Genomic DNA, 24,069 nt, shown 5'->3' with positions numbered 1-24,069 from the left:
GGCATCGTACGGTCAGATTGTTCGCCCGACAGGAGGGTTTTTCATGTGAAGGATTTCACGAACTTTCTTTCACCGGGCGCCCACGAAGCCTCCTGAGCGCCCCCGGATCCCGCTCGGACGGCACCCCGCCCGCTCAAAACACCGCACGACAGAGGCCGTTGCCCGAACCTCCGCGACCGGCGCGACGTCCACCGCGGCATCTGAGGGACGGCGCGTCCGGGCACCCGGCCCGGACTCGCCGTTCCTTCCAGAGCCTCAGTCCGCGATGCTCCAGGCGATGCCGTCCAGGATGTCGTGTTCGCTGACCACGACCTCCTCGGCACCGGTACGTTCCATGATCGACAGCAGGACGAGGGCGCCTGCGCCGATCACGTCGACCCGGCCCGGGTGCATGACCGGGATGGCCGCGCGCTCGGCGTGGGTGGCGGTCAGCAGCCGGTCGGTGATCTCGCGGACCTTCGCCAGCGGGATGCGGGAGTGGTGGATGGCCTCGGAGTCGTAGTGGGTGAGGCCCAGGGCGATCGCGGAGACGGTGGTCACCGAGCCGGCCAGGCCCACCAGGGTGGCGGCCTCGGCCAGCGGGACGGCCTCCTCCGCGTGGTCCAGGGCCGTCGCGATGTCGGCCTTCATGGCGGAGATCTGGGCAGCGGTGGGCGGGTCGCTGATCTCGCCGTCGTGCACCAGGTGCCGTTCGGTCATCCGCACGCAGCCGACGTCGACCGAGCGGGCGGCCCGGACGGAATCATCGCCGAGGACGAACTCGGTCGAGCCGCCGCCGATGTCCACCACCAGGAACGGCCTGGCGAGATCCGGGCGGCCGGTGAGCTCCTTGGTGGCGCCGTTGAAGGAGAACTCCGCCTCCTGGTCGCCGGTGATCACCTCGGGCTCCACACCCAGGATGTCCACCACGCCGCGCACGAAGTCCGCGCGGTTCTCCGCGTCCCGGGAGGCCGAGGTCGCCACGAAACGGACCCGCTCGGCACCCAGGCCCTTGATCACCGCGGCGTACTCCCGGCAGGCCGCGAAGGTCCGCTCCAGCGCCTCCGGCGCCAGCCGCCCCGTGCGGTCCACGTCCTGGCCCAGCCGGACGATCTGCATCCGGCGGTCGAGCTCCTTCAGCTCGCCGGTGGCGGGGTCGACGTCCGCGACCAGCAGGCGGATGGAGTTCGTACCGCAGTCGACGGCGGCGACACGCTTCACTCGGACTCTCCCTCGTCGGTCCCGGTGGCGTTCTCGGTGGCGTGCTCGCTGTTGTTGTCGCTGTGGTGCTCGCTGCACGGGCTCACGCAGGGGCCCTTCTTCCACCACTCCGGCAGCATGGCGATCGCCTCGTCACCGAGCGGGTTGACGCCCGGCCCGGCCGCCAGCGAGTGGCCGACGAGGACGTGCAGGCACTTGACCCGGTCGGGCATGCCGCCCGCGCTGGGGAAGCCCGCCAGCACCTCGATGGCGTCCCGCCGCCGGATGTAGTCCTCGTGGGCCGCGCGGTAGGCGGCGGCGAGCTCCGGGTCGGTCGCCAGCCGCTCGGTCATCTCCTTCATCACGCCGTTGGCCTCCAGCGTGCCGATCGCGGAGGCCGCGCGCGGGCAGGTGAGGTAGTACAGCGTGGGGAAGGGCGTGCCGTCCTCCAGGCGCGGCGCCGTCTCGACGACGTCCGGCTGGCCGCACGGGCAGCGGTGCGCGATGGCGCGCAGGCCGCGCGGCGGGCGGCCGAGCTGCTCCTTGAAGGCGGCGATGTCCGCGGCGGTGGGCTCGGTGGGCTCGGTCTGGGGCGGAGGGGTTTCCATGTGCGCTTTCGGTGAGGTGGTGGGTGATACGGCGGGGGACGGGACGGCGGTGCGCGCCGTCCCTGTCGACAGTACGGGGCCGCGCGCGCCGGCGGTACGGGCCGGGCACACCGGCGGCCCGGCCGGAGCCGGCGCTACCGCTTGTCGGCCGCGTCGACCGCGTGCCACAGGTTGTCGTACCAGGGGCGCTGCGCGGCCCGCGTCCCCTTGGGGGCGGCGGCGGTGCCGGAGCCGTCCTGGACGATGTACCCGGTCTCGCCCGGCATGACGTAGTGCAGGTGCCGGCGGGCCTGCTGGCGGACGTACTCGGGGTCCTGCCAGCGGGCCTTCTGCTCGCGCAGCCGGTCCAGCTCGGCGCCCGCGTCGCGGGCCTTGCGGCGCTGGTCGGCGATGTCGGAGCGCTGGGAGACGTACTGCCTTATCGGGTACGCGAGCGCCACCACCAGCGAGCACATCACCAGGGCCAGCAGGGCGGCGCGGCCGGTGAGGCGGTTGCGGCGGGCCGGCCGGGCGCGGTAGACGCGGGCGGCGGCCTGCTCGCCGAGCGCCTTGAGTCGGGTCGCGGTCGAGAACCGGTCCGCGGGCACGTCGTCTCCCCTTCACTGACGGACGCCGGTCTGCTTCAAGCAGGTACGTCCCCGGCAACGGTACGGGACCGTTGCCGGGGACGTACGGGGCGCTGGGCGGTCGGCTCGCCCGATCAGCCCTTTCGGGCCTCGGGCCGGGCCGCCCCGGCGGAACCGCGGGGCGCCGCGCTCCGGGTGTCAGCCCTTGAAGCGGGGGAACGCGCTGCGGCCGGCGTACACCGCGGCGTCGTCGAGGATCTCCTCGATGCGCAGCAGCTGGTTGTACTTGGCGACGCGCTCGGAGCGGGCCGGGGCACCGGTCTTGATCTGGCCGCAGTTGGTGGCGACGGCGAGGTCGGCGATGGTGACGTCCTCGGTCTCGCCGGAGCGGTGCGACATCATGCACTTGAAGCCGTTGCGCTGGGCCAGCTCGACGGCGTCCAGGGTCTCGGTCAGCGAGCCGATCTGGTTGACCTTGACCAGGAGGGCGTTGGCGGAGCCCTCCTCGATGCCGCGGGCCAGGCGCTCGGGGTTGGTCACGAACAGGTCGTCGCCGACCAGCTGGACCTTGGCGCCGAGCTTGTCGGTGATGACCTTCCAGCCGGCCCAGTCGTCCTCGAACAGCGGGTCCTCGATGGAGACCAGCGGGTACGCGTCGACGAGCTCCTCGTAGTACTCGGTCATCTGGGCGGCCGAGCGGGACTGGCCCTCGAACTGGTACGAGCCGTCCTTGTAGAACTCGGAGGCGGCGACGTCCAGGGCGAGCGCGATGTCCTGGCCGGGGGCGTAGCCGGCCTGCTTGATGGCTTCCAGGATGAGGTCGAGGGCCTCGCGGTTGGAGCCGAGGTTCGGGGCGAAGCCGCCCTCGTCGCCCAGGCCGGTCGACAGACCGCGCTCCTTCAGGACCTTCTTGAGGGTGTGGTAGACCTCGGCGCCCCAGCGCAGGGCCTCGGAGAAGGACTCCGCGCCGATCGGGGCGATCATGAACTCCTGGATGTCCACGTTGGAGTCGGCGTGCGAGCCGCCGTTCAGGATGTTCATCATCGGCACGGGCAGGACGTGCGCGTTCGGGCCGCCCAGGTAGCGGAACAGCGGGAGGTCGCTGGCCTCGGAGGCGGCGTGCGCGACGGCGAGGGAGACGCCGAGGATGGCGTTGGCGCCGAGCGAGCCCTTGTTGTCGGTGGCGTCCAGGTCGAACATGGCCTGGTCGATCAGCCGCTGCTCGGTCGCGTCGTAGCCGACGAGCTCCGGGCCGATCTGCTCGATGACGGCCAGGACGGCCTTCTCCACGCCCTTGCCGAGGTAGCGGTTGGGGTCGCCGTCACGGAGCTCGATGGCCTCGAAGGCGCCGGTGGAGGCACCGGACGGCACGGCGGCACGGCCGGTGCTGCCGTCGTCGAGGCCGACCTCGACCTCGACCGTGGGATTACCTCGCGAGTCGAGAATTTCGCGGGCTACGACGACGTCGATGGACGGCACGTTGTCTCCTTCATGGGTGTCTGGAGTTCTGCAGCACGAGCCTAACGGCCCGGGGAGCGTCCGCCTCCCCTTGGCCCGCTCCGTGGGACGGAATAACCCCCCAAGCGACACAAAGGCCCAGCTCACGGGACGTTTGCCGCAATGTTCGCCGAGCGGGGAAAGTCCGGCGGAGCGGCCGGCCGGCGGTGGCGCGGACGGGGGGCGACTCCGGGGACGACGGTGGGGATGGCGGCGGGGATGACGGGGGGATACGACAGAAGCCCCGCCGCGGCGCGCCGGGGGGAGGGGCGCGCCGGACGGGGCCGGTCTCACCAGGGGTGACCCGGTGCGGGGACGGCTCAGACGTGGAGCTTCTGACCCGGGAAGATCAGGTTCGGGTTGCCGCCGATGACGGACTTGTTGGCCGCGTAGACGGCCTTCCAGTGGGTGCCGTGGGCCTTGGCGATCTTGGCGAGGGTGTCGCCGGCCTTGACGGTGTAGTTGCCGTGGCCCTGGTTCTTCTTCGGGGCGGCCGGGGCGCTCTCGTGCTTCGGGGCGGCCGGGGTGCGCTTGACGGCCGCGTCGCTCTTCGCCGGCGCGGACTTGGCCACCGGGGCGCTGGTGTTCAGGTCGGGGGACGGGCCACCGGAGGTCAGACCGCCGGCGCCGGCGCAGGACCAGGCGCCCGGGCCCTGGAGGGCGAGGAGCTTCTCGGCCGCGGCGATCTGCTGGGACTTGGTGGCGAGGTCCGCGCGGGGCGCGTACTTGGTGCCGCCGGCGGCGGCCCAGCTGGAGTTGGAGAACTGCAGGCCACCGTAGTAGCCGTTACCGGTGTTGATCGACCAGTTGCCGCCGGACTCGCACTGGGCGACCTTGTCCCAGGTGGCGACGGAGGCGGCGGACGCGGAGGTGGCGCCCATCAGCGGGACGGCCACGGCGGCACCGGCGACACCGGCGAGCGTGGCGACGCGGACGGCCTTGGAGGGACGACGGTGCTTGCCCTTGTTGATCAGCATGGTTCGTTCGTTTCCTCACCGACGCCTACGAGGTGAGCTGTCGGGTTCGGACTGATGAGTCGCCCGGCCGGTGCCATGGGCACCGGGCTTCACCCCAAGCCGGCTGACCCGCTTTCACGGGCCTGGCCGGCGCCTACCTTGGTTCCCCCGCTCCTGCCTACGGCGCTTGCGCGTCAACTGCCTCCGACCACCGGCAGGATTCGGCGTGTGATCGAAGGGGCCCGCTTTGGCGAGCGGTGATGACCGTAAACAGGAACCCCCGTGGTGTTCAAACCCCCCCATCTGGCCCGAGTTGGCCATTTTTGATCACGGAGGGGTTATAAACCCGCAGGTGGGGACCGGTGCGACGGCGGCGGACCCTTCGGGGCCCACCGCCCCACAACGAGACGCTTGTCTCACTTTCGCCAAAGCGGGCCGAAACCGGCGAACTACCCCTTGGACTGCCCGAGATCGAGCTGCTGGCCTGGTTGGATCAGGTCCGCGTCGGAGCCGACGACGTCCTCGTTGCGGTCGTAGAGCGCCGGCCAGCCACCCGGCAGCCGGTGCGCCTGGGCGATCGCTGACAGGCTGTCACCCGGCTGCACGGTGTACCCGTCGCCGCCCGCCGGGGGCGTCCGGTGCGCGTCGTCACCGCGCGAGGCGTGCCGCCCGCCGGCCGTCCGGCCGGCGCCGTCCCCCTCGCCCGGGTCCGCGTCGCCGCGGTGCCGGCCCGAACCGCCCGGCACGCCGTCCGTCCCCGTACCGCCCTGCGACCCGTCCTGCGCCCCGCCCTGCGACCCGTCGGAGGCCGTGCCGTCCGCGGAGCCGGTGCCGTTGCCGTCGTCCGTGCCGCGGCCGTGGCCGCTGCCGTCGCCGGAGGGGCCGGGGGTGCCGGACGGGTCCTCGCCCCGGTCGCCCGGTGTCGCGTCGCCGGACGGCCCGGACGAACCGGAGGTCCGGTCGGGGCCGGGGGACGACTCGCCGGTGCCGGCGGAGTCCGTGGGGTCGGGAGTGGACGGGGACGGCGTGGCCTGCGACGGCTCGTCGTCGGCCGGCCCGTCGCCCGCATCGCCACCGGGGTCGTCGGCCGTCCCGTCGTGCATCCCGGTGGAACCGGTGGAGCCGTCGTCGTCCGAGGGGTCGGGTATCGGGGTGCTGGTGCCGCCCGGGTCGACCTGCGGTGCCCGGCCGTCCTTCGTCAGGCCGGCGTTCACCGCACAGCTCGGCCAGGCGTCCGGGCCGAGGTCGTCGAGGATCGTCTCGGCCACCGCGATCTGCTGGGCGCGGCTGGCGAGGTCCGGCCGCGAGGCGTAGGCCCCGCCGCCGTGCCGGTCCCACATCTCCTGGGTGAGCTGGAGGCCGCCGTAGAAGCCGTTGCCGGTGTCGGAGCTCCAGATGCCGCCGCTCTCGCACTGGGCGACCCGGTCCCAGGTCGCGGTGTCGGCGGCATGTGCGCCGCCGGCGGAGAGCAGGGGCAGTGCGAGTGCCGAGCCGGTCACTCCCGCCGTGACAAAGATGGCCGGTGCTTGACGGGGGCGCCGGTGTCGGCCGTTCCCGGAACGCATGCGGATGCCTTTCGCGCGGCGGTTGAGTTGTCGCGATCCAGCGGTTTCCTCGACAGTGTGTTCGAGGAACCGTTGATCGTGGATCGAAAAATAGCCGGGGTCACGGGTAGTCACAAGTCGGTGTAGCAAAGATCACGCGCAGGTCACGTCCTGACGCTCTGTCACCACCGGCCTCCGCCGCAGGTCAGGGCCGCTCGGGCGCGAACTCCACCGGCAGCGACCGCAGTCCGCGCATGATGAGCCCGCCGCGCCAGCGCAATTCGCCCGGTTCCACCGCAAGCCGGATGTCCGGAAGCCGGGTCAGCAGGGTGGCGAGCGCGGTCTGCCCTTCGAGCCGGGCGAGCGGGGCACCCAGGCAGTAGTGGATGCCGTGCCCGTAGCCCAGGTGCTGATTGTCACGCCGGGTCAGGTCGAGCACGTCCGGCTCGGGGAAGCGCGCCGGGTCGCGGTCGGCGGCGGCCAGGACGACCAGGACGGGGTCCCCCTCGGCGATCCGCCGACCGCCGAGGGTCAGCTCCTCGGTGGCGAACCGCCAGGTCGCCAGCTCCACGGGGCCGTCGAAGCGGAGCAGTTCCTCCACGCCGGTGGCCAGCAGCCCGGTGTCGCCCGCCGCCAGCGACTTCTGCAGCAGCTCGCGCTGGGCGGGGTGCCGCAGCAGCTGGTACGTACCGTTGCCGATCAGGTTCACGGTCGTCTCAAAACCGGCGAACAGGAGGATGAAGGCCATCGCGGCGACCTCGTTCTCGGTGAGGTGCTCGCCGTGGTCCGAGGCGCGGATCAGCCCGGAGATCAGGTCCTCGTCCGGGGCCGGGGTGGCCTCCAGGGTTTCGCGCTTGCGGTGGATCAGCTCGGCGAGATAGCCGCGCATCTTCTTCACCGACCGCGCGACCCCGCCGCGCGGCCCCCCGCCGTGCCGGATCATCATGCCCGCCCAGTCGCGGAAGTCGTCCTGGTCCTCACGCGGGACGCCCAGCAGGTCGCAGATCGCGTAGATCGGCAGCGGGAACGCGAACTCGTGGATCAGATCGGCCTCACCCCGACCGGCGAACCCGTCGATGAGGTGATCGGTCAGCTCCTGCACCCGGGGCGCGAACTCGGCGACGCGACGAGGGGTGAACGCCTTGCTGACCAGCCGGCGCAGCCGGGTGTGGTCCGGCGGGTCGATGTTGAGCAGATGCGTCATCAGGTTGGCGCTGCGCTCGCCCGGGATGCCGACCTTGCCCTTGCCGTGCGCGGACTCGCTGTGGTGCACCGGATTCTTGGAGAGCCGGGCGTCGGCCAGCGCCTGCCGCGCCTCGGTGTAGCGGGTCACCAGCCATGCCTCGACCCCGCTGGGCAGCGCCGTGCGGTGCACCGGCGCGTGCTCGCGCAGCCAGGCGTACGCCGGATACGGGTCGGACGCGAACTCCCAGGTGAACAGCGGGGGCGCGGGCGGGACCGGCCGGTCCGCCGGGCAGCCCGCGGAGCCGTCCGCAGCGCTGTGGGCGGGCGTGGGGTCCGGCGGGGTGGGCTGGGGCTTGTCGTGCACCCTCTGACCGTAACCGCCCCGGAAGACGCCCGGCGCACGGCCGGCGGCCCCGCTCCCGGGGCACCCGGTGGCTCCCTCAGGAGGCGCCCGGATCCACCCCCAGCCCCTCCAGGAAGGCCACCGCCGCCGGTGACGGCCCCAGGGCGCTCCACACCACCCGTTCCGTACGTTCCGGCGCCGGCCGCGCCCGCACGACGTGCAGCCCGGACAGCTCGGCGGCGATGGCCTCCGGGACCATGCCGATGCCCAGCCCCGCCCGCACCAGCTTCGCCAGGAACTCCACCGTGGTCACCTCGAAGGACACCTCCGACGACAGCCCGGCCGCCCGGAACGCCTCGTCGCGCTGGCGCCGGGCCGCCGAACCCGCCGTGAAGTCCACGAAGGTCTCCCGCGCCAGCCGCGCCAGCGTCGTCCACTCCCGCCCCGCCAGCGCATGCCCCGGCGGCACGACGGCCACCAGCTCGCCGCGGGCCAGCACCCGTTCCCGTACGCCGGACGGGCGGGCGTCGGGCACCAGCCCGACGAAGGCGACGTCCAGCGTCCCCTCCCGCACCTTCTCGATGAGCGGATCGCTCATCTCCATCTGCAGGCCGACCCGCACCTGCGGATAGCGAGTGCGGAAATCGCCCAGCTCACGGGCGAGATCGACGGCCGCCACGGTCGAGATCGCGCCCACCGCCAGCCGGCCGCGCACCTCCCCGGTCGCCGCCGCCACCTCCGCCCGGGCCCGCTCGGCCGCCGCCAGCGCCTGCCGCGCGACCGGGACGAACGCCTCGCCGGCGGCGGTCAGCCGGACGCTGCGGCTGGTCCGGTCGAAGAGCCGCGCACCGAGCTCCTTCTCCAGCCGGGCGATCTGGTGGCTGAGGGCCGACTGCACCACGTGGCACCGCTCGGCGGCCCGGGTGAACCCGCCCGTTTCGGCCACCGCCACGACATAGCGCATCTGTTGCAGCTCCATGCCCGCCGATCCTGCCACCGGCGGCAGCGATCACTCGTCATCCGGGATCGATCGTGAGGCGAGATTGATCGCGATACGAGATGGATCCGATGAAAATGATGTGTTGGACTCATCGGTGCCGGCTGCCCGACGCTGGGTGGTGCCCGCCGCCACGGTGGCCGCGGGCACGAACGGGGAGGTCAGGTATGACAGCCGAGGACGCACACCGGTCCGCGCAGGACCGACCGGGACGGCTGGGCCGCGGCACGCTGCTGCTGATGTCCGTCGCCACCGGTCTGTCCGTCGCGGGCAACTACTTCGCCCAGCCGCTGCTCGACGTCATCGGCCATGACCTGGGACTTTCGGCGTCCACCGCCGCGCTGGTGGTGACCGTCGCACAGCTCGGCTACGGCCTCGGGCTGCTGCTGCTCGTCCCGCTCGGGGACCTGGTGGAGCGGCGGCGGCTGGCCGTCACGCTGTGCGCGGCGACCGCCGTCTTCCTCACCGTGACGGCGAGCGCGACCAACGCCGCCCTGCTGCTGACCGGCACCGCGCTGACCGGCCTGGCCTCGGTCGCGGCCCAGGTCGTCATGCCGTACGCGGCCACCCTCGCCGCCCCCGAGGAGCGCGGCCGGACCGTCGGCACCCTCATGACCGGTCTGCTGCTCGGCATCCTGCTCGCCCGTACGGCCTCCGGAACCCTCGCCGAGCTGGGCGGCTGGCGCACCGCGTACTGGGTCAACGCCGGGCTGATGGCGCTGATGGCCGTGCTGCTGCGGCTCCGGCTGCCGGCCCTGCGCACCACGGCCGGGCTGCGCTATCCGGCGCTGCTGCGCTCCACCCTCGCGCTGTTCGCCCAGGAGCCGGTGCTGCGGTGGCGGGCGGTGCTGGGCGCGCTGACCTTCGCGGGCTTCAGCGCGCTGTGGACGGCGCTGGCGTTCCTGATGTCGGGTCCGGCCTACGGCTGGCAGGAGTCCGCCATCGGCCTGCTGGGGCTGGTCGGCGCGGCCGGCTCGCTCTCCGCCTCCGCCGCCGGCCGGCTGGCGGACCGCGGACTGGTCCACCACGTCGCCGGCGCCGCGGCGTTCCTGCTGCTCGGCTCCTGGGGGCTGCTGGCGCTGGGCGGGGCGGGCGGCACCTGGTCGCTGGCGGCGCTGCTGGCCGGGGTGATCGTGCTGGACCTCGCCGCCCAGGGCATGCACGTCAGCAACCAGAACCTGATCTACGGCGTCCGCCCCGAGGCCCGTAACCGCCTCAACTCCGCCTACATGACCAGCTACTTCGCGGGCGGCGCGGTCGGCTCGGCACTGACCTCGGTGGTGTGGTCCGCCGGGGGCTGGGCCTGGGTGTGCGCCATGGGGGCCGGGCTGGCGGCGGCCGCGGCGGCGGTGTGGCTGCTGGACCGGCTGGCACGCCGCCGTGCCCGGCCGGACGGGGCGGCGGGGCGGGAGCAGGAGGCGGCCGCGGCGGCGGTGGCGGTCACGCGCTGACGGCGTCCCCTCCCGGGGCCGCGCCCGCGCCCGGCTCCTCGCCGAGGGCCCGCGCGGCCCCGGGGTGGCCCAGGGCGGCGGCCTTGCGGTACCAGGCTCGGGCCTCGCCGGGCTCGCCGGCCTTCTTGTGCAGCTCGGCGAGGCGGAAGGCGCCGTAGGGGTCGCCGGACTCGTACGCCTTGAGGTACCAGGGGCGGGCCTCTTCCGGGCGGTCCTGGATCTCAAGGAAGACGCCGAGGTTGGCGGCGGCAAGGGGCCTGCCCCCGGCGGCGTGCTCCTTGAGTTCGGATTCGATCGTGTCCACCGACGGCGGCGCCTCGAAGTTGTCGTACAGCCGCTCCGCCGCCTGCTGGTCACCGGCGTCGGCGGCGCGCCGCAACCACACCTCGGCCATCGCGCGGTCGTTCCACAGCAGGATCAGGCTGCCGTAACGCCCCGCCGCATCGGCGCAGCCGGCCAGGAGCGCGTCGTGGTAACTGTCGAAGGCATCGGTGTCGTCCCCGCCGGCCAACCGCAGGTCGCCCCACAGGTACGCCGCCTCCGCGCTCCCGCCCTCCTTGCCGACGCCCAGCCAGCGCTCCGCCCGCTCCCGCAGCAGCTTCCCCAGCAGCGTCGCCGCCTCCGCGTCCCCCGACTCCGCGGCGAGCTCCAGATACGGTTCGGCGGCCTTGCCCTCGCCCCGGTCGGCCAGCATCCGGCCCAGCCGCCCCGCGGACTCCGGCCGGCCCGCGTCCGCCGCGCGCCGGAACCACTCCTCGGCCTCCGCCCGCTCCCCCAGCGACTCGGCCACCAACCCGAGGTTGTGCAGCGCCGCGCTTTCGCCCGCCTCGGCGGCCCGCCGGAACGCCTCGCGGGCGGCGGCCGCGATGGCCGGGTAGTCGTACGTGTCGTCCGTCCGCGCCACCGCCAGGGCGTAGCGCCAGATCCGGCCGTCCACCGGCGGCAGGGTCTCGTGCCGCTCGGCCGCCTCCAGCAGGAAGGGCGCGACCCGCCAGGTGTTACCGGTGCCGCCCACCAGGAACCGCAGCAGGCCGTGGCGCCGCTCCGTCGCCCACTCCCGGGCGTCCGCCAGCGGCTCCCGGTCCATCCCGGTGACGTCCGCACAGCCCTCGTGCACCTTGGTCAGCAGGTCCATCGGCAGCGGGCCGTGCAGCCCGCAGCGGGCCAGGTCGAGGGCGGCCCGGACCAGGGCGTGGCCGCGCGGGTGGCGGTCGGCGCGGCGGGCCCGCCACCACTCGTCCCAGAGCAGCGGCCCGAGCGTCAGATAGGCGGCCGCGCCTTCCGGGCCGCTGGAACAGAGCGCGTCGACCAGCCGCGGGTCGCCGGCCCGCCCGGCCCGGTGTGCCAGCCGCGCCCGCTCGGCCGGGCTCCACTCACGGGCCAGCTCGACGACGGTCGCCAGGTCCAGTACCCGGCCGTGCGGGGCGTGCCGGTGCTCGTCGTAGGCGTCCTCGCGCATCGTGGCGAGCACGATCACGCCCAGCGCGGTGAGCTGGGACAGCAGCCTCGGCTCCAGGCCGCCTCCCCCGCCCCCGGCGGCGGCACCGAGATACCCGTCGAGGTCGTCCAGCCAGAGCACGTAGCGGCCCGGGCGCCCTTGCAACAGGGCGGGCAGACCGCGCAGGTCAGCGCCGCGCGCGGGCGCGAACACCCGGAATCCGGCGAGTCCTTGGGCCATCGCCTCCAGTGCCGTACGCGACTTGCCGGCGAACGGCTCCCCGAGCACCAGCACCAGACCGCCGGCCTCCCGGGCCCGGGTGACCGCCGCGATGAGGGCGTCGTCGCGGTCCCTGAGGACGTACGGCGGCAGCGCGGGGAGGGCCGGGATCCGGTGCGTGGGGCGCACCCCCAGCGCGACCGGGTCGAGGTCCTCGACCCGCGGCCAGTCGTCGGGTTCGGGCAGCGCACCATGGAGCGAACCGGCATGGAACGTCAGCGAGTTGATGGAGGCGGCCTGGATGACGTGGCCGTGAAGGCCACCGGTGAGGGAGTTGTGCACCGGCGGGACGGGGTGACCGTCCGGCCCGGCGGCCGACCCGCCGGCCGATTCGCCGGACAACCGGTCGGCCACCTCACCGGCCGCCTCCTCGGTCAACTCCTCGCAGAGCGCCCGGAGTTCGCCCGCGGCCTCGGGGTGCTGCTCCAGCAGGCTGCGCAGACTGGCCTGCCAGCGCGCGGTCACCTCGTCCGACGACTCCGGCGGCGCAGCGGAAGACGGCTCTTCCGCCGACCGCGGCCGGGCGGCCGTCTCCTCCGCGGCCGCCCCGGCGGCTGTTTCGGCCGCCGCCTCGGCGGGAGCGTCGGCCGCCGCCCGCCGGAAGAGCTCCGAGACCCTCAACCGGACATCCGCCCAAGCGTCCGTCGCCATGGCCTGCACCATCGCGCTCGCCCCCGCGCCCGCCAGCGCCGCCAACTCCGCTTCCACGCCCGCCCCCTCAACACGCCCTGCACCCACGGTACTAAGGGGTACTGCCCTCCGCCGCCAGCACCGCGTCGCGGTAGGCGCGGGCCGCCGCGCGCAGCGCCGCCTCCGGGTCGGTGCCCTCCGCCTCGGCGCGGACCGCCATGGCCAGGAGCTCGTACCCGATGCCCCGGCCGGCCGGCAGCGGCACGTCCAGGCCCGCCGTGCGCGCCCGCGACGCCAGCTTCGCCGCCAGGGCCAGGCCGGGCTGGGCCAGCGGCACGCCCTCGGTCACCGATCCGCGCTGCTTCTCGACGGCCTTGGTGCGTATCCAGTGCGCCTTGACGTCCTCCGGGGTCGCCGCCTCCGCCTCCCCGAAGACATGCGGATGGCGGTGGATCAGCTTCTCCACGATGGTGCCCGCCACGTCGTCGACGGAGAACGGTTCCTCCGGGTCGTCCTGCGCGATCCGGGCGTGGAAGACGACCTGGAGGAGCACGTCCCCCAGCTCCTCGCGCAGCTCGACCCGGTCGCCGGCCTCGATGGCCTCGACCATCTCGTACGCCTCCTCCAGGCCGTACTTGGCGAGGTCCTGGTGGGTCCGGATGCTGCTCCAGGGGCACTCGGCGCGGATCTGGTCCATGACCTGGACGAGGTCGAGCAGCCGGGCGCCGGGCAGGTCGTACGAGCCGGGCAGCAGTTCGAGGTCGGGCATGGTCTCGCGGCCGGAGCCGGCCAGCCGGGCCAGGCCGTCGGTGAGCGCGCTCTCGCCCTCCGCCGAGGTCAGCACGACGGCCGTACGGTCCTCGGGGACGCAGTAGTCGACCAGCTCGCGGGCGGTCGGGGCGGCGGTCTCCACCGCGATGCCGGCCTCGCGCAGATACGGCAGCTGCGGATGGTCCGGATCGGCGCACAGCACCCGCTCGGCGGCGCGCAGCACCTGCCACGCGGGCCAGGACAGCAGACCGGGGGCGACCCGGTGGCTGGTGGTGAGCAGGACCAGGCGTCCGGTGCCGGGGCCCTCGGGGCGGGCGGCGGCGCCGGCGTCGGCGGCGGAGGCGTCAGCGTTCACGCATCGAACGTAACGCACCCCACCGACAACCCCACCGGCACCGCCCGGCGCCCGCGCCGCCGCCCGCCCGGATCAGGTCTGCTGCCGCACCGGGGCGGCGGCGATCCACGGGTCCTTGGTCTCGCCGAGGATGACCTGCTGGTCGTCCCACCTGCCGAAGCGCGGATTGACGTCGATCCCCATCGAGCGGGACGTCCGGGCCAGCGACCGGGCGAGCTTCTGCTGGCCCTGCGGCTTGCCGCGGTCCGCGCCGAGGTGCCGGGCGATGCCGTCGAGCAGCAGCTGGTTGCGGACCGTGCCGTCGACCTCGTCGGGGGCGATGCCCTGCTGCAGCCACATCGCCTTCAGCCGCTCGGCCCCGCCGGCCTGCTTCTCGGCCTTGCCGCGCCACGCCTGGACGTCCTTGCGGGTGACCGTCACCCCGGCGTCCTTCGCGCCGCGCGCCAACACCTCGTCGAAGATCATGCCGTTGAGCGTGGCCAGGCTGAGCCGGCCGGTGTTCATGATCAGCTGGCCGCCCTGCGGGGACCTGGCCTGCGCGGCCCGTACGTCCCGGACCTTCGCCTGAAGCTGGGCGACGGTGATCCGCTTCCCGTCCACTATGGCGGCGGCACCGGGGTGCGCCTCGCTCCCGCAGGCGGCGAGCAGCGGCGTCGCGGCCAGCAGAGCGGCGGTGGCGGATACGGAGAGCGCTGTCCTACGGCGGAACACATGGCCTCCCGGCAGATCGTGCGACGGAGTCTCGACCTTGAGTGATCGATGCTATGAAGTCGGCGTGGCCCAGGCCACTGCTTCGGCCAACGATCTGCGCCGGGGTCGGGTTTCTGCGTCCCGCACCCGGCCGCCCGCCCGATCCGGTCGGTCCGCGGCCCGCCCCGCACGGCGCACCGCACGAACGCCGGGCGTGGCGTGACTCAACGGGCGTCTGTGGCGTTGTCCCCATAGTCCGGCGGGCCCGAACCGGTGAGAAAGGTGGCTGGAGTGGACATCGCGGAACAGGTGCGGACCCTGTTGACGACGAAATTCGGGGTGGATCCCCTCTCCGTGAATCCGGAGGTCCCGTTGCGGAAGCTGGGGGTCGACTCGCTGGCGCTGGAGGAGCTGCGCCTGCTCATCGAGGACGGTCTCCAGGTGGACCTGGAGGACGTCGAGCTGACGCCCCGGGACAGTTACGGCCAGCTGCTGGCGGCCGTGCACGTGGCGGCCGCGTGAGCCGCCCGGGCCGGGAGCCCCGCCCGGTCCCGGGCGGGTACGCGACCGGTCCCGCGCAGCAGCCGTACGCGGCTGCCGTGACCGGTCTGGGCATGCTGACCGCCGCCGGTGCCGGGGTCGGCGCGAGCTGGCGGGAGATCACCCGCGCCACCGCACCGTCCGGGGTGCGCCGGCCCGCCGAACTGCAGGATCTGCCCACGGACTTCATGTACCTGGTCGACGGCCTGGACGTCGACGAGGCCCTGGACGTCGCCTCCCGCCGTCTGATGGACCGTTTCTCCCAACTGGCGGTGCTGGCCGCCCGCGAGGCCGTGGCCGACGCCGGGCTGGACCCCGCCGAGTGGGACGGCGACCGGGTCGCGGTCCTCATCGGGACCGCCAACGGCGGGCTGCCCGCCTACGACGAGCAGCACACCGTCCTTCTGGAGCGCGGGCCGCGCCGGGTCTCCCCCGTGCTGGCGGCGCTCACCACCGGCAACAGCGCCGCGGCGAGCGTCTGCCGCGATCTGGCCGCCCGCGGGCCGAGCCTCGCGGTGAACACCACCTGCGCCTCCGGTACCGACGCCATCGGCCTGGCCCGTCAGCTGCTGCGCGCCGGCATGTGCGACATCGCCCTCGCCGGCGGCGCCGAATCGGCCTGCTCCCGGCTGCTGGTGGCGAGCATGTGCAAGATGAAGGGCCTCTCCACCCGGCGGGACGACCCGGCCGCGGCCTGCCGCCCGTTCGACGCCGACCGGAACGGCTTCGTCCTGGGCGAGGGCGCCGGGCTGCTCGTCCTGGAGCGGCCCGAGCACGCCCGGGCGCGCGGCGCCCGGATCAGGGCCCGGATCACCGGCTACGGCTCGTCCAACGACGCGTACGCCCCGGTCGCCCCGCATCCCGACGGTGCCGGCGCCGAACGCGCGCTGCGCGCCGCGCTGGCCGACGCCGACGCCGACCCCGCCGACATCGGGCACGTCAACGCGCACGGCACCTCGACGGTCCTCAACGACCTGATCGAGGGCACCATGCTGCGCCGGGTGCTCGGCGAACACCCCCTGGTCACCTCGACCAAAGCCATGACCGGCCACACCCTCGGCGCGGCCGGCGCCATCGAGACCGCGTTCACCGTGCTGGCGGTGCAGCACCAGCTGGTGCCGCCGACGGCGAACCTCGTATCGCCCGACCCCGACATCCCCGTCGAGGTGGTGGCCAAGGAAGCCCGGCCGGCGCGGCTGGACTGCGCGGTGAAGACCTCACTGGGGTTCGGCGGGCACAACGCCGCCCTGGTCGTCAGCCGCGGGTGAGCCCAGCGCCGGTCCCGGCGGGGCACCCACGCGAAGGAGACGCATGACCAACGAAGCGGTCCACGCCCTGAGGGTGGACGGGCTGTCCTACTCCTACCGGCTGGTGCGGCAGCCGGCTCCCCGGACCGAACCGGTACTGGTGCTGGGCGGCGCGCTGCAGGACAAATACGGCTGGCAGCACCTCGACGAGCCGGTGTCGCCGCTGGCGAGCCTGATCACCATCGACCTGCCGGGCTCGGGCAACGCCGATCCGCTCCGCCCCGACCAGGGTCTTGCGACCATGTGCCGGGCGGTGGAGCACGTCCTCGACGACCTCGGGGTGGCCCGGGTCAACCTCTTCGGCTACTCGTTCGGTTCGGCGATCGCCTTCGCCTTCGCGCAGCGCCGGCCGCACCGGATCGCGCGGCTGCTGCTCGGCGGCGTGCCGGCGCACATCACCCACGCCCAGCTGGCGTTGTGGCGGCAGGCTGCGGCCCGGATGGCGGCCGGTGAGCCGGAGGAGTTCGTCGATCTGGCGCTGCAACTGTGGCTGTGCCAGGACGAGAGCCGCTTCGTGCGCCACCGCAAGCTGGTGCACCGCTACGTCAAGCGCCTGATCATGCATGCCGTCACGCACATCCCGCACGGCTTCACGGTCCTGGACCGCTCGGCCACCGAGGAGCTCAACCCGTCGGGCGGGCTGACCGGGGTGCCCGCGCTGGTCTTCTGCGGTGAGCACGACACGGTGTCCTCGCCCGAGAAGCAGCGGGCGTTCGCGGCCACCATCGAGGACAGCCGCTTCCTGACCATCGCCGAGTCCGACCACTGGGTCGCCCTCGAACGCGCCCAGGCGGTGGTCGACCTGGTCGTCAGGTTCTTCACCGACCAGCCCCTGGACACCGCGGACTACCTGGTCACCTGCGAGCCGGCCGGACTCTGAAAACTCACGGGCGTCCGGCACCGAAGCCAGCGATCATGGCTCGCGCGGGGAATCGCGTGAGAAGCCGTCCGAGGAGTGATGTCCATGACCGCTGTCCCCCACGGGCCGGCCGGTGTGCCCGCCGATCCGACCGTCCTCCACCCGATGCCGGAGCAGACCCGGGTCGTCCTGCTGAAGCCGCTGGTCACCTCGCCGCTGATCGAGGTCGGCGACTTCACGTACTACGACGACCCGGACGACCCGACCGCGTTCGAGACCCGCAACGTCCTCTACCACTACGGGCCGGAGAGGCTGGTCATCGGGAAGTTCTGCGCGCTGGGCGAGGGCGTGCGGTTCCTGATGAACGGCGCCAACCACCGGATGGACGGCCCGTCGACCTTCCCGTTCCCCATCATGGGCGGCTCCTGGACCGAGCACTTCGACCTGATCACGGGGTTGCCGGGGCGCGGTGACACGGTGGTCGGCAACGACGTCTGGTTCGGCCACCGGTCGATGGTGATGCCCGGCGTCCGGATCGGCCACGGCGCGGTCGTCGCGGCCGGCTCGGTGGTCGTCGACGACGTCCCCGACTACGCGATCGTCGGCGGCAATCCGGCCCGCGTCATCCGCCACCGTTATGACGCCGCGGACATCGCCCGGCTCCTCGACCTGGCCTGGTGGGACTGGCCGGTCGACCACCTCACCGCCCACCTGCGCACGGTCATGTCGGGCACCGTCGACGAGCTGGAGGCGGCGGCCCCCAAGCCGTAGGCCGAGCCGGGCCGGTTGTCGGTGGCGGCTGCCATGCTCTTCCGCACCGGCCTCGCCGCCCTGGCGAGGCGCGCCGTCGGCCGCGGGCAGCGGCTCTACTGCTGGACATGCCCGTAGCGGACGCCCGCACGGCGCACGCCGCCACGAGGGGCCCGATGGGCGTCCCTAGCCCTGCACCTGGCTCAGCCAGTACAGGGTGCGGCGGAGTTCGGTGGGGAAGGCGTGGTGCGGGCCGTGGAGGCGTTCGGCGTCGTAGAGGAGGCGGGAGAGGGCCTCCTGGGCGGCGCCGCGTTCGCCCTGGGCGAGGAGCAGGTGGCCGATGGAGCGGCGGATTTCCAGGGGGCGGAGGGGGTCGTCGGCGTAGTGCTCGAAGTAGGGGAGCAGGGCGCGGTACTCCTCCAGGGCCTGGGTGACCTCGCCGAGCTGTTCGAGGCACTGGGCGGCCTCGTAGTGGAACTGGAGGGCCTGGCGGGTGGCGCCGGCGCCGGATTCCTTGGCGTACTCCTCGGCCAGCAGCCGGAGTTCGGGCAGTGCGCGGCGGTACTGGCCGTCGTCCATGAGGGTCGCGGCGTACTGCTTGCGCAGGGTGCGAACGACCGGGGAGTGGGCGCCGTGCCGCTCGGCGGCGGCCGGGAGGATGTTGCCGAGGATGTCCACGGCGTGGGTGATCCGGCCCTGGTCGAGCAGGTTCTTGACCTCGTCGACGGCGGCGGCGACGTCCGGTCCGGTGGAGGGGGGAGAGGACGGGGGCGGGGGCACCAGGGGGGTGGCGGCGGAGGTCCAGGCGCCGGGCGGGCGGGAGGTGCTGGTCGCTGCCGGTGGCGGCGGGCCCGGTTCGTTCGGGGCGGAGTTCACGGCGCCGCCGGACGTCAGCGCACCCGAGAGGGCGGAGACGCGGGGGTCGGCCGGGCCGGCGGGCGGGGCCGGTGCCGGGGCCTGGGGGGTGGAGAGGGCGGTGGGGGTCGGAGCGTGGGAGGAGCGGAGGGGCCAGGGGGCCTGGGGGTGGCGGAAGGGCCGGGTGGGGTCCATGGGGGCGAGTGGTGCGGGCGGGTTCGCCGCGGAGCCCACGGTGGCGGTGGGCAGGAGGGGGGCCAGGGCCTGGTAGACCTCCTGCGCGTCGGCGGGGCGGGCCTGGGGGTCCTTGCGGAGGAGGTGCAGCACGAGCGCTTCGAGGGCCTCGGGGACGTCGGGGCGGAGCTTCCGCACCGGCACGGGCTCCTCGTGGAGGTGGCGGTGGAGCACGCCGAGGGCCGTCGACCCGGCGAACGGGACCTCGCCGCTGAGGAGTTCGTGCAGCAGGACCCCCAGCGCGTAGAGGTCGGTGTACGGGCCGACCGCGCCGCCCATGGCCTGCTCGGGGGCCATGTAGGCGGGGCTGCCGATGGGCGAGCCCGTGTGCGTGAGGCGGGTGGTGTCGGTGTCCAGCGCGGAGGCGATGCCGAGGTCGAGGACGACCAGGGAACCGTCCGGGCGGATCATGACGTTACGGGGCTTGAGGTCGCGGTGGACGATCGGCACCGCGTGGACGGAGGCGAGCACGGCGCAGAGCTGGGCGGCGACCGAGACCGCCCAGGGCCAGGGGTAGGGGTCGTGCTCGGCGAGGTGGTCGGAGAGGTCGGCGCCCTCGACGTACTGCATGACCAGATAGAGGTCCTCGCCGTCGCTGCCGGCGTCGTGGACGGTGACCAGCCCGGGGTGGTCGACCTGCGCGGTGACCCGGCACTCGCGGACGAAGCGGCGCCGCATCTCCTCGCCGTCGGGGGTGCCGGCCACCCGGTCCGGGCGCAGCAGTTTGACGCCGACCCGGCGGTCCAGCCGGCGGTCGTAGCCGATCCAGACCTGGCCCATGCCGCCCTGGCCGAGCAGCGCGGAGAGTTCGTAACGGTCGCCGATGACCCGGCCGTTCACCGTCCTTCCTCCTTGCGGAGGTAGTCGCTGAGCTCGTCGAGTTCGGCCCGCACCCGGTCGATGCGCTGCGGCTGCGGGCGTTCCTGGGGCGCGGGCGCGGGGAGGTACGGGGCGGGCGCGGGGTGGTGGCCGGGCGCCGGCGGCGGGGGCAGCCGGGTCTCGGTCACGGCGTACGGGTTGGCCGGGCGGGGGCCCTGGTACGGCTGGGTCTCCCGGCTGTGGAAGGCGCCCGGTGCGGGCGGCTGCGGCGGGCCGTAGGGCTGCGCGAGGGGCGGGGAGCCGGGGATGCCGGCGAGGGGCGGGGTGCCCGGGAGGCCCGCGAGGCCCGGGTAGGCCGCCGGGACGTGGCCGGCGCCGGGGGCGGCGGTGCGCCGGGTACGGGTGTCGACGACGAGGTAGTAGGCCACGGCCGCCGCGATCTGCATCAGCAGCAGGCCCACGCCGACGTTGGTGCGCCAGTCCGTCTCGGCGTAGCTGGTGATCAGCACGCACGCGCCGATGACCGCGACCAGGTCACCGCCGAACAGCCACCAGCCCAGCTGCCCGCGCTGCACGATCGCGGCCCGCAGCATCGGCACCCAGGCCAGCAGCCCCAGGCTGAGCACCGCGGTGGCCACGAACACCACCCGCAGCAGGATGACCGTGCCCTGCGCGGGGGGACGGTGCGGCGGGGGGGCCGGGACGGGGCCGTGCATCACTGCTCCTGACGGATCGGTTCGTGGCCGGTGGAGCCGTGCTGACACGGCGGCCTGGCACGCCGGCGGGGGTGCGCCCATCACCGCACGTGCCTTGCGAGCGTATATACGACACCGGGCGCGTGTGCGGGGTTGTACGGAATGGACCGGGCGATGTGCCGGGCCCATTCTGCGACCTGCGGCGGGCCGGGGACCGCCCCGGTCCCGCCGTTCCGCCGGTCCGTCCGCTATACCCGATCCGTCCGCCGGTCCGGCGTGACCGACCCGTCCGTCAGTCCGTCGTAGAGGCCCTGCACCAGCTGTTCGCCGAGCCGGGTGGCCTGGCGCAGGGTGCTTTCGAAGGCGGCCAGGTCGCTGAACCGGCTGCCGTACCGGCGCTGTTCGGCCAGCGGGAGCCGGGGCAGCTGGAGGCGGCGGACGTCGAGCCGGGTGGCGGTGGAGGCGTAGCTGCTGGCCTGGCGGTTGTTGGCGGTGCCGCGCAGGAAGCCGGCGAGGAACCACGGGTCCAGGGCGGCCGGGTCGGGGCGCAGCAGGGTGAGATTGCGGCCGAGGGCGGCGCCGGCGGTGGCCGCGTCGACGACCCGGGCGATGGCGCCGCCGCCGAGGACCGGGACGACGACGTCGCCCTCGCGGAGCAGGACGGGCTCCTCGGCCGGCCCGGAGGCGGGTGCCTCGGGCAGGGCGCCGGAGGGGGCGCCGCCGGCGATGACGTCGTGGTCGGTGAGGACCGGGGGCGCGTCCTGCCCCTCGGCCGGGGCGGTGCCGGGGCCGCCGGTGCGCAGCACCAGGGCGCCGGAGCGGGCGAGTTCGCCGACGGTGGTCAGCGGCCAGCGGGCCGGTCCGGTGTCGGCGTCGGCGGGCCGGGGGGTGAGCTGGGTGGTCCGGGCGAGGGTTTCGGTCAGCCGGTCGTGCACCTCGGCGAGTGCGGCGGGGCCGCCGGCCGCGGCGGGCGGCGGGAGGTGCCGGGCCGGGGCCAGGTCGACGTCGTCGTCGAGGAGGTCGATGGCGGCCAGCGAGCGCCGGACGCCGGGCCGCTCCTCGATGCCGCCGTCGCGGTCGAAGGCCCGCCAGGCCTCCACGGCGGTGTCCCGGACGGTCTGCCAGTCGGGCCGGTCCCGGCCGGCGGCGCCGGCGGCCGCCCCGGTGGCGGGGCCCGCGGTGTCGACGACGAGGAGCTGCGGGGTGGGCGGGGTGGTGCCGCCGGGCTTGCGCAGCACCCACAGGTGCAGCGGGACGCCGTTGGGCGGGGCGGCGCCGGCCGGCAGTGCGATGACCGCGCGCAGTGCGCCGCGGCGCAGCAGGTCGGCGCGGATCCGGCGGCCGGAGCGGCGGGACGCGGCGGCGGGCGGCATCAGCACGACGGCGGTGCCGCCCTCGCGCAGCCGGGCCAGGGCGTGCTGGACCCAGGCGAGTTCGGATTCGGTGCGGGCCGGGAAGCCGTACTCCCAGCGCGGGTCGTAGGCGAGTTCGTCGTGGCCCCAGTTGCGTTCGTTGAACGGCGGGTGGACGAGCACGGCGTCCGCGGTGAGTTCGGGGAAGGCGTCGGCGCGCAGGGTGTCCGCGGCGCGCACCCGGACCTCGGCGGCGGGGGCGTCGAGGGCGAGGCGGAGCGCGGTGAGCGCGGCGAGGTCGGGGTCGGACTCCTGGCCGTGGAGGGTGACGGCGGTGCCGTCGGTCTCGTCGGCGGTGCGCTCGCGGGCGGCGGCGAGCAGCGCGCCGGCGCCGCAGGCCGGGTCGAGGACGGTGGTCAACGGGCCTGCCACGGCGGCGAGTTCGGCCATCAGGGCGGCGGGTCCCGGCGGGGTCAGGGTGTACTGCCGGGGGTTGGCGTCCAGATGACGGCCGAGCAGGAACGCGTACGCCTCGGGGGCGCCGTCCAGGGTCGCGAGCTCGCCGGTTGCGCGGACGAGCGCGGCGGAGGGGGCGAGCGCCTCGCGGGTGAGGCCGCGGACGGGGTGGCCGGGGCCGAGCCGGGCGGCGAGCACGGAGTCGAGCATCGCGGGCAGCACGCCGGTGAGCTCGGTGTCGTCGGCGGCGCCGCGCAGCTGCTGCCAGGCGGCGGGCCGGTCGTGGGCGAGCAGCAGGACGGCGCCGGCCTGGCGGAGCGCGGCGGCGGCGCCCGCGGGGTGCCCGACGAGCTGCTGCCAGACCCGCTCGCGCAGCGGGACCTCGGCGAGTTTGCCCTGGTCGCGCAGCCATTGCTCGATGTCGCGGAGGGCGAAGGCGGGGCTGGTCTCGGTGCCGCCGACGGGCTTGGGGAAGTCGGCGTGGCGGCGCCGCCAGTTGCTGACCGCGGCCCGGCCGACGCCGGCGAGCCGGGCGATGCCGGCGGCGGTCACCTCGGTCGGGCGGCCGTCCGCCCCCTGGTCCGCTGACGCGCTGTGCGACACCTGGCTGACTCCCATTCCGTGAACCCCCGACCTCCTGTGACCCCCGACGCTGTGTCGGCCAGCATACCCATCCGCCGGGATTCTCCCCCTTCACAGCGTGAACCAATCCTCTTCTCTCATTCATGTTGACTCGGTTCACAGCCTCTGCTGTTATTGACCCATCACCGCAACGGTCTTCGATCCACCAGCCCGGAAGGGGCTCCCACGCATGTCCCAGCAGATGCACTACCAGCCCGCCCCGCAGGGGCACGCCGCCCCGCAGCAGGCCCGTAACGGTCTCGGCGTCGCCGCCCTGATCCTCGGCATCATCGGCGCACTCAGCGGCATCCCGATGATCCTGTTCTGGCTGGCCGGGCCCCTGGGCATCCTGGCCCTGATCTTCGGCCTGGTGGGCATGAGCCGGGCCAAGAAGGGCCAGGCCACCAACAAGGGCGTGGCGATCACCGGCACGATCCTCGGCGCGCTCTCGCTCATCCTCGCGGTCGTCGGGGTCATCGTCACCCTGATGGCCGTCAACAAGGCCGTCGACGAGGTGCACAAGGAGTACGAGAAGCAGTCGGGCAGCAGCAGCAACATCAAGGACCTGGGCGCGGGTCAGGCCGCGAAGTACAACAACGGCCTTGAGGTGTCCGTCTCGAAGCCCACCCCGTACACCGTCGACAAGAACACCCTCATCGACGGCCACACCGAGGGCAACAAGGCATGGAAGGTCACCGTCACCCTCAAGAACACCAGCTCCAAGCCCTACACCAACCCGCTGATGACGACCGACGCGGAGGCCGACGGCAAGAAGTCCGAGGAGGTCGCCGACGACAAGCACGGCATCCTCCACCACGACTTCGAGAAGACCCTCAGCCCCAACGAGTCCTCCAAGGTGGACATGGTCTTCGACGCCCCGCCGACCGCCAAGGAGCTCGAACTCAAGATCACGCCGGACCTGCTGCTCGACCCGGCGAACTGGAAGCTGGCGCTCTGACGCCCCGGGGCCCCGCCCCGCTGCCTCTCCCCGGCCCGGCACCGCGACCCGCGGTGCCGGGCCGGCGCCGTTCGTCCGGCGGGAACGGACCGTGCCGGCGCGGCGTCTGACTCACTGCCCGACGGGCACCTGGC

Annotated in this window: 20 protein-coding genes and 1 riboswitch; of the genes, 6 read left to right on the top strand and 14 right to left on the bottom strand. The window is 74.0% G+C overall.

The window, feature by feature from the left end; all coding sequences use genetic code 11:
• Positions 1 to 255 precede the first annotated feature (255 nt).
• The 8 genes from ACZ7MX_RS16230 to ACZ7MX_RS16195 form a co-directional block, all read right to left on the bottom strand.
• Complete coding sequence (locus ACZ7MX_RS16230) at positions 256 to 1,200, bottom strand: Ppx/GppA phosphatase family protein (protein WP_472132484.1); 945 nt, start codon at positions 1,198 to 1,200, stop codon at positions 256 to 258.
• Entirely contained in the window at positions 1,197 to 1,787 is a 591-nt protein-coding gene (locus ACZ7MX_RS16225) for a DUF501 domain-containing protein (RefSeq protein WP_472132482.1), read from the bottom strand. Before ACZ7MX_RS16225 ends, ACZ7MX_RS16230 begins: the two co-directional genes overlap by 4 nt.
• 134 nt (positions 1,788 to 1,921) lie before the next feature.
• Positions 1,922 to 2,374: an FtsB family cell division protein gene (locus ACZ7MX_RS16220; protein WP_261951052.1), complete on the bottom strand. Its 453-nt coding sequence runs from the start codon at positions 2,372 to 2,374 to the stop codon at positions 1,922 to 1,924.
• A 177-nt stretch (positions 2,375 to 2,551) separates the two neighbouring features.
• Entirely contained in the window at positions 2,552 to 3,832 is a 1,281-nt protein-coding gene (gene eno / locus ACZ7MX_RS16215) for a phosphopyruvate hydratase (protein WP_030414325.1), read from the bottom strand.
• A gap of 338 nt (positions 3,833 to 4,170) precedes the next feature.
• Positions 4,171 to 4,827: a transglycosylase family protein gene (locus ACZ7MX_RS16210; RefSeq protein WP_201803737.1), complete on the bottom strand. Its 657-nt coding sequence runs from the start codon at positions 4,825 to 4,827 to the stop codon at positions 4,171 to 4,173.
• A 7-nt stretch (positions 4,828 to 4,834) separates the two neighbouring features.
• A riboswitch (cyclic di-AMP (ydaO/yuaA leader) is annotated at positions 4,835 to 5,002 on the bottom strand.
• A 253-nt stretch (positions 5,003 to 5,255) separates the two neighbouring features.
• Complete coding sequence (locus ACZ7MX_RS16205; protein ID WP_472132479.1) at positions 5,256 to 6,305, bottom strand: LysM peptidoglycan-binding domain-containing protein; 1,050 nt, start codon at positions 6,303 to 6,305, stop codon at positions 5,256 to 5,258.
• 250 nt (positions 6,306 to 6,555) lie between these two features.
• A complete protein-coding gene (locus ACZ7MX_RS16200; RefSeq protein ID WP_472132559.1) occupies positions 6,556 to 7,791 on the bottom strand; it encodes a cytochrome P450 family protein in 1,236 nt (411 codons plus the stop codon).
• A gap of 184 nt (positions 7,792 to 7,975) precedes the next feature.
• Positions 7,976 to 8,857 carry a LysR family transcriptional regulator gene (locus ACZ7MX_RS16195; RefSeq protein WP_472132477.1) on the bottom strand — a complete coding sequence of 294 codons (882 nt, stop codon included), beginning with the start codon at positions 8,855 to 8,857 and terminating at the stop codon, positions 7,976 to 7,978.
• A gap of 185 nt (positions 8,858 to 9,042) precedes the next feature.
• Between ACZ7MX_RS16195 and ACZ7MX_RS16190 the strand changes: the two genes are divergently transcribed.
• On the top strand, positions 9,043 to 10,326 hold the full coding sequence (locus ACZ7MX_RS16190) for an MFS transporter (protein ID WP_472132476.1): 1,284 nt from the start codon (positions 9,043 to 9,045) through the stop codon (positions 10,324 to 10,326).
• On the opposite strand, the gene ACZ7MX_RS16185 is transcribed toward ACZ7MX_RS16190, so the two are convergent.
• The 3 genes from ACZ7MX_RS16185 to ACZ7MX_RS16175 all read right to left on the bottom strand — a co-directional run bounded on the left by ACZ7MX_RS16185 (position 10,316) and on the right by ACZ7MX_RS16175 (position 14,510).
• Positions 10,316 to 12,751 (bottom strand): tetratricopeptide repeat protein, encoded by a 2,436-nt coding sequence (locus ACZ7MX_RS16185; protein ID WP_472132474.1) that lies wholly within the window; start codon positions 12,749 to 12,751, stop codon positions 10,316 to 10,318. The genes ACZ7MX_RS16190 and ACZ7MX_RS16185 overlap by 11 nt on opposite strands.
• Positions 12,752 to 12,785: 34 nt before the next feature.
• On the bottom strand, positions 12,786 to 13,799 hold the full coding sequence (locus ACZ7MX_RS16180; protein WP_472132472.1) for a nucleoside triphosphate pyrophosphohydrolase: 1,014 nt from the start codon (positions 13,797 to 13,799) through the stop codon (positions 12,786 to 12,788).
• A 72-nt stretch (positions 13,800 to 13,871) separates the two neighbouring features.
• Complete coding sequence (locus ACZ7MX_RS16175; RefSeq protein ID WP_472132470.1) at positions 13,872 to 14,510, bottom strand: SurA N-terminal domain-containing protein; 639 nt, start codon at positions 14,508 to 14,510, stop codon at positions 13,872 to 13,874.
• Positions 14,511 to 14,780: 270 nt separating this feature from the next.
• Between ACZ7MX_RS16175 and ACZ7MX_RS16170 the strand changes: the two genes are divergently transcribed.
• From ACZ7MX_RS16170 to ACZ7MX_RS16155, 4 genes are all read left to right on the top strand, one after another.
• Positions 14,781 to 15,011: an acyl carrier protein gene (locus tag ACZ7MX_RS16170; RefSeq protein ID WP_030414316.1), complete on the top strand. Its 231-nt coding sequence runs from the start codon at positions 14,781 to 14,783 to the stop codon at positions 15,009 to 15,011.
• A 77-nt stretch (positions 15,012 to 15,088) separates the two neighbouring features.
• Complete coding sequence (locus ACZ7MX_RS16165) at positions 15,089 to 16,297, top strand: beta-ketoacyl-[acyl-carrier-protein] synthase family protein (protein ID WP_472132468.1); 1,209 nt, start codon at positions 15,089 to 15,091, stop codon at positions 16,295 to 16,297.
• A gap of 43 nt (positions 16,298 to 16,340) precedes the next feature.
• Positions 16,341 to 17,216 (top strand): alpha/beta fold hydrolase, encoded by an 876-nt coding sequence (locus ACZ7MX_RS16160; protein ID WP_472132466.1) that lies wholly within the window; start codon positions 16,341 to 16,343, stop codon positions 17,214 to 17,216.
• Between the two features lie 84 nt (positions 17,217 to 17,300).
• Positions 17,301 to 17,966: a CatB-related O-acetyltransferase gene (locus ACZ7MX_RS16155; RefSeq protein WP_472132465.1), complete on the top strand. Its 666-nt coding sequence runs from the start codon at positions 17,301 to 17,303 to the stop codon at positions 17,964 to 17,966.
• A 165-nt stretch (positions 17,967 to 18,131) separates the two neighbouring features.
• Here ACZ7MX_RS16155 and ACZ7MX_RS16150 read toward each other — a convergent pair whose 3' ends face one another.
• The 3 genes from ACZ7MX_RS16150 to ACZ7MX_RS16140 all read right to left on the bottom strand — a co-directional run bounded on the left by ACZ7MX_RS16150 (position 18,132) and on the right by ACZ7MX_RS16140 (position 22,974).
• Positions 18,132 to 19,874, bottom strand: a complete 1,743-nt coding sequence (locus tag ACZ7MX_RS16150; protein WP_472132463.1) for a protein kinase domain-containing protein — start codon at positions 19,872 to 19,874, stop codon at positions 18,132 to 18,134.
• Entirely contained in the window at positions 19,871 to 20,569 is a 699-nt protein-coding gene (locus tag ACZ7MX_RS16145) for a hypothetical protein (protein WP_472132461.1), read from the bottom strand. The genes ACZ7MX_RS16150 and ACZ7MX_RS16145 overlap by 4 nt, the downstream gene beginning before the upstream one ends.
• A 227-nt stretch (positions 20,570 to 20,796) precedes the next feature.
• Positions 20,797 to 22,974, bottom strand: a complete 2,178-nt coding sequence (locus ACZ7MX_RS16140) for an N-6 DNA methylase (protein WP_472132459.1) — start codon at positions 22,972 to 22,974, stop codon at positions 20,797 to 20,799.
• A 193-nt stretch (positions 22,975 to 23,167) separates the two neighbouring features.
• Here ACZ7MX_RS16140 and ACZ7MX_RS16135 point away from each other — a divergent pair, with 193 nt between their 5' ends.
• A complete protein-coding gene (locus tag ACZ7MX_RS16135) occupies positions 23,168 to 23,935 on the top strand; it encodes a DUF4190 domain-containing protein (protein WP_472132457.1) in 768 nt (255 codons plus the stop codon).
• Positions 23,936 to 24,069 lie beyond the last annotated feature (134 nt).

It is taken from the genome of Streptomyces sp. NPDC107765, from assembly GCF_055657085.1.
This window is presented reverse-complemented; position numbering and strand designations above follow the sequence as displayed.

Coding starts and splice junctions, on each gene's coding strand:
- ACZ7MX_RS16225 (WP_472132482.1), bottom strand. CDS start 1,787: ATGGAAACCCCTCCGCCCCAGACCGAGCCCACCGAGCCCACCGCCGCG.
- ACZ7MX_RS16210 (WP_201803737.1), bottom strand. CDS start 4,827: ATGCTGATCAACAAGGGCAAGCACCGTCGTCCCTCCAAGGCCGTCCGC.
- ACZ7MX_RS16195 (WP_472132477.1), bottom strand. CDS start 8,857: ATGGAGCTGCAACAGATGCGCTATGTCGTGGCGGTGGCCGAAACGGGC.
- ACZ7MX_RS16190 (WP_472132476.1), top strand. CDS start 9,043: ATGACAGCCGAGGACGCACACCGGTCCGCGCAGGACCGACCGGGACGG.
- ACZ7MX_RS16160 (WP_472132466.1), top strand. CDS start 16,341: ATGACCAACGAAGCGGTCCACGCCCTGAGGGTGGACGGGCTGTCCTAC.
- ACZ7MX_RS16155 (WP_472132465.1), top strand. CDS start 17,301: ATGACCGCTGTCCCCCACGGGCCGGCCGGTGTGCCCGCCGATCCGACC.
- ACZ7MX_RS16145 (WP_472132461.1), bottom strand. CDS start 20,569: ATGCACGGCCCCGTCCCGGCCCCCCCGCCGCACCGTCCCCCCGCGCAG.
- ACZ7MX_RS16140 (WP_472132459.1), bottom strand. CDS start 22,974: ATGGGAGTCAGCCAGGTGTCGCACAGCGCGTCAGCGGACCAGGGGGCG.
- ACZ7MX_RS16135 (WP_472132457.1), top strand. CDS start 23,168: ATGTCCCAGCAGATGCACTACCAGCCCGCCCCGCAGGGGCACGCCGCC.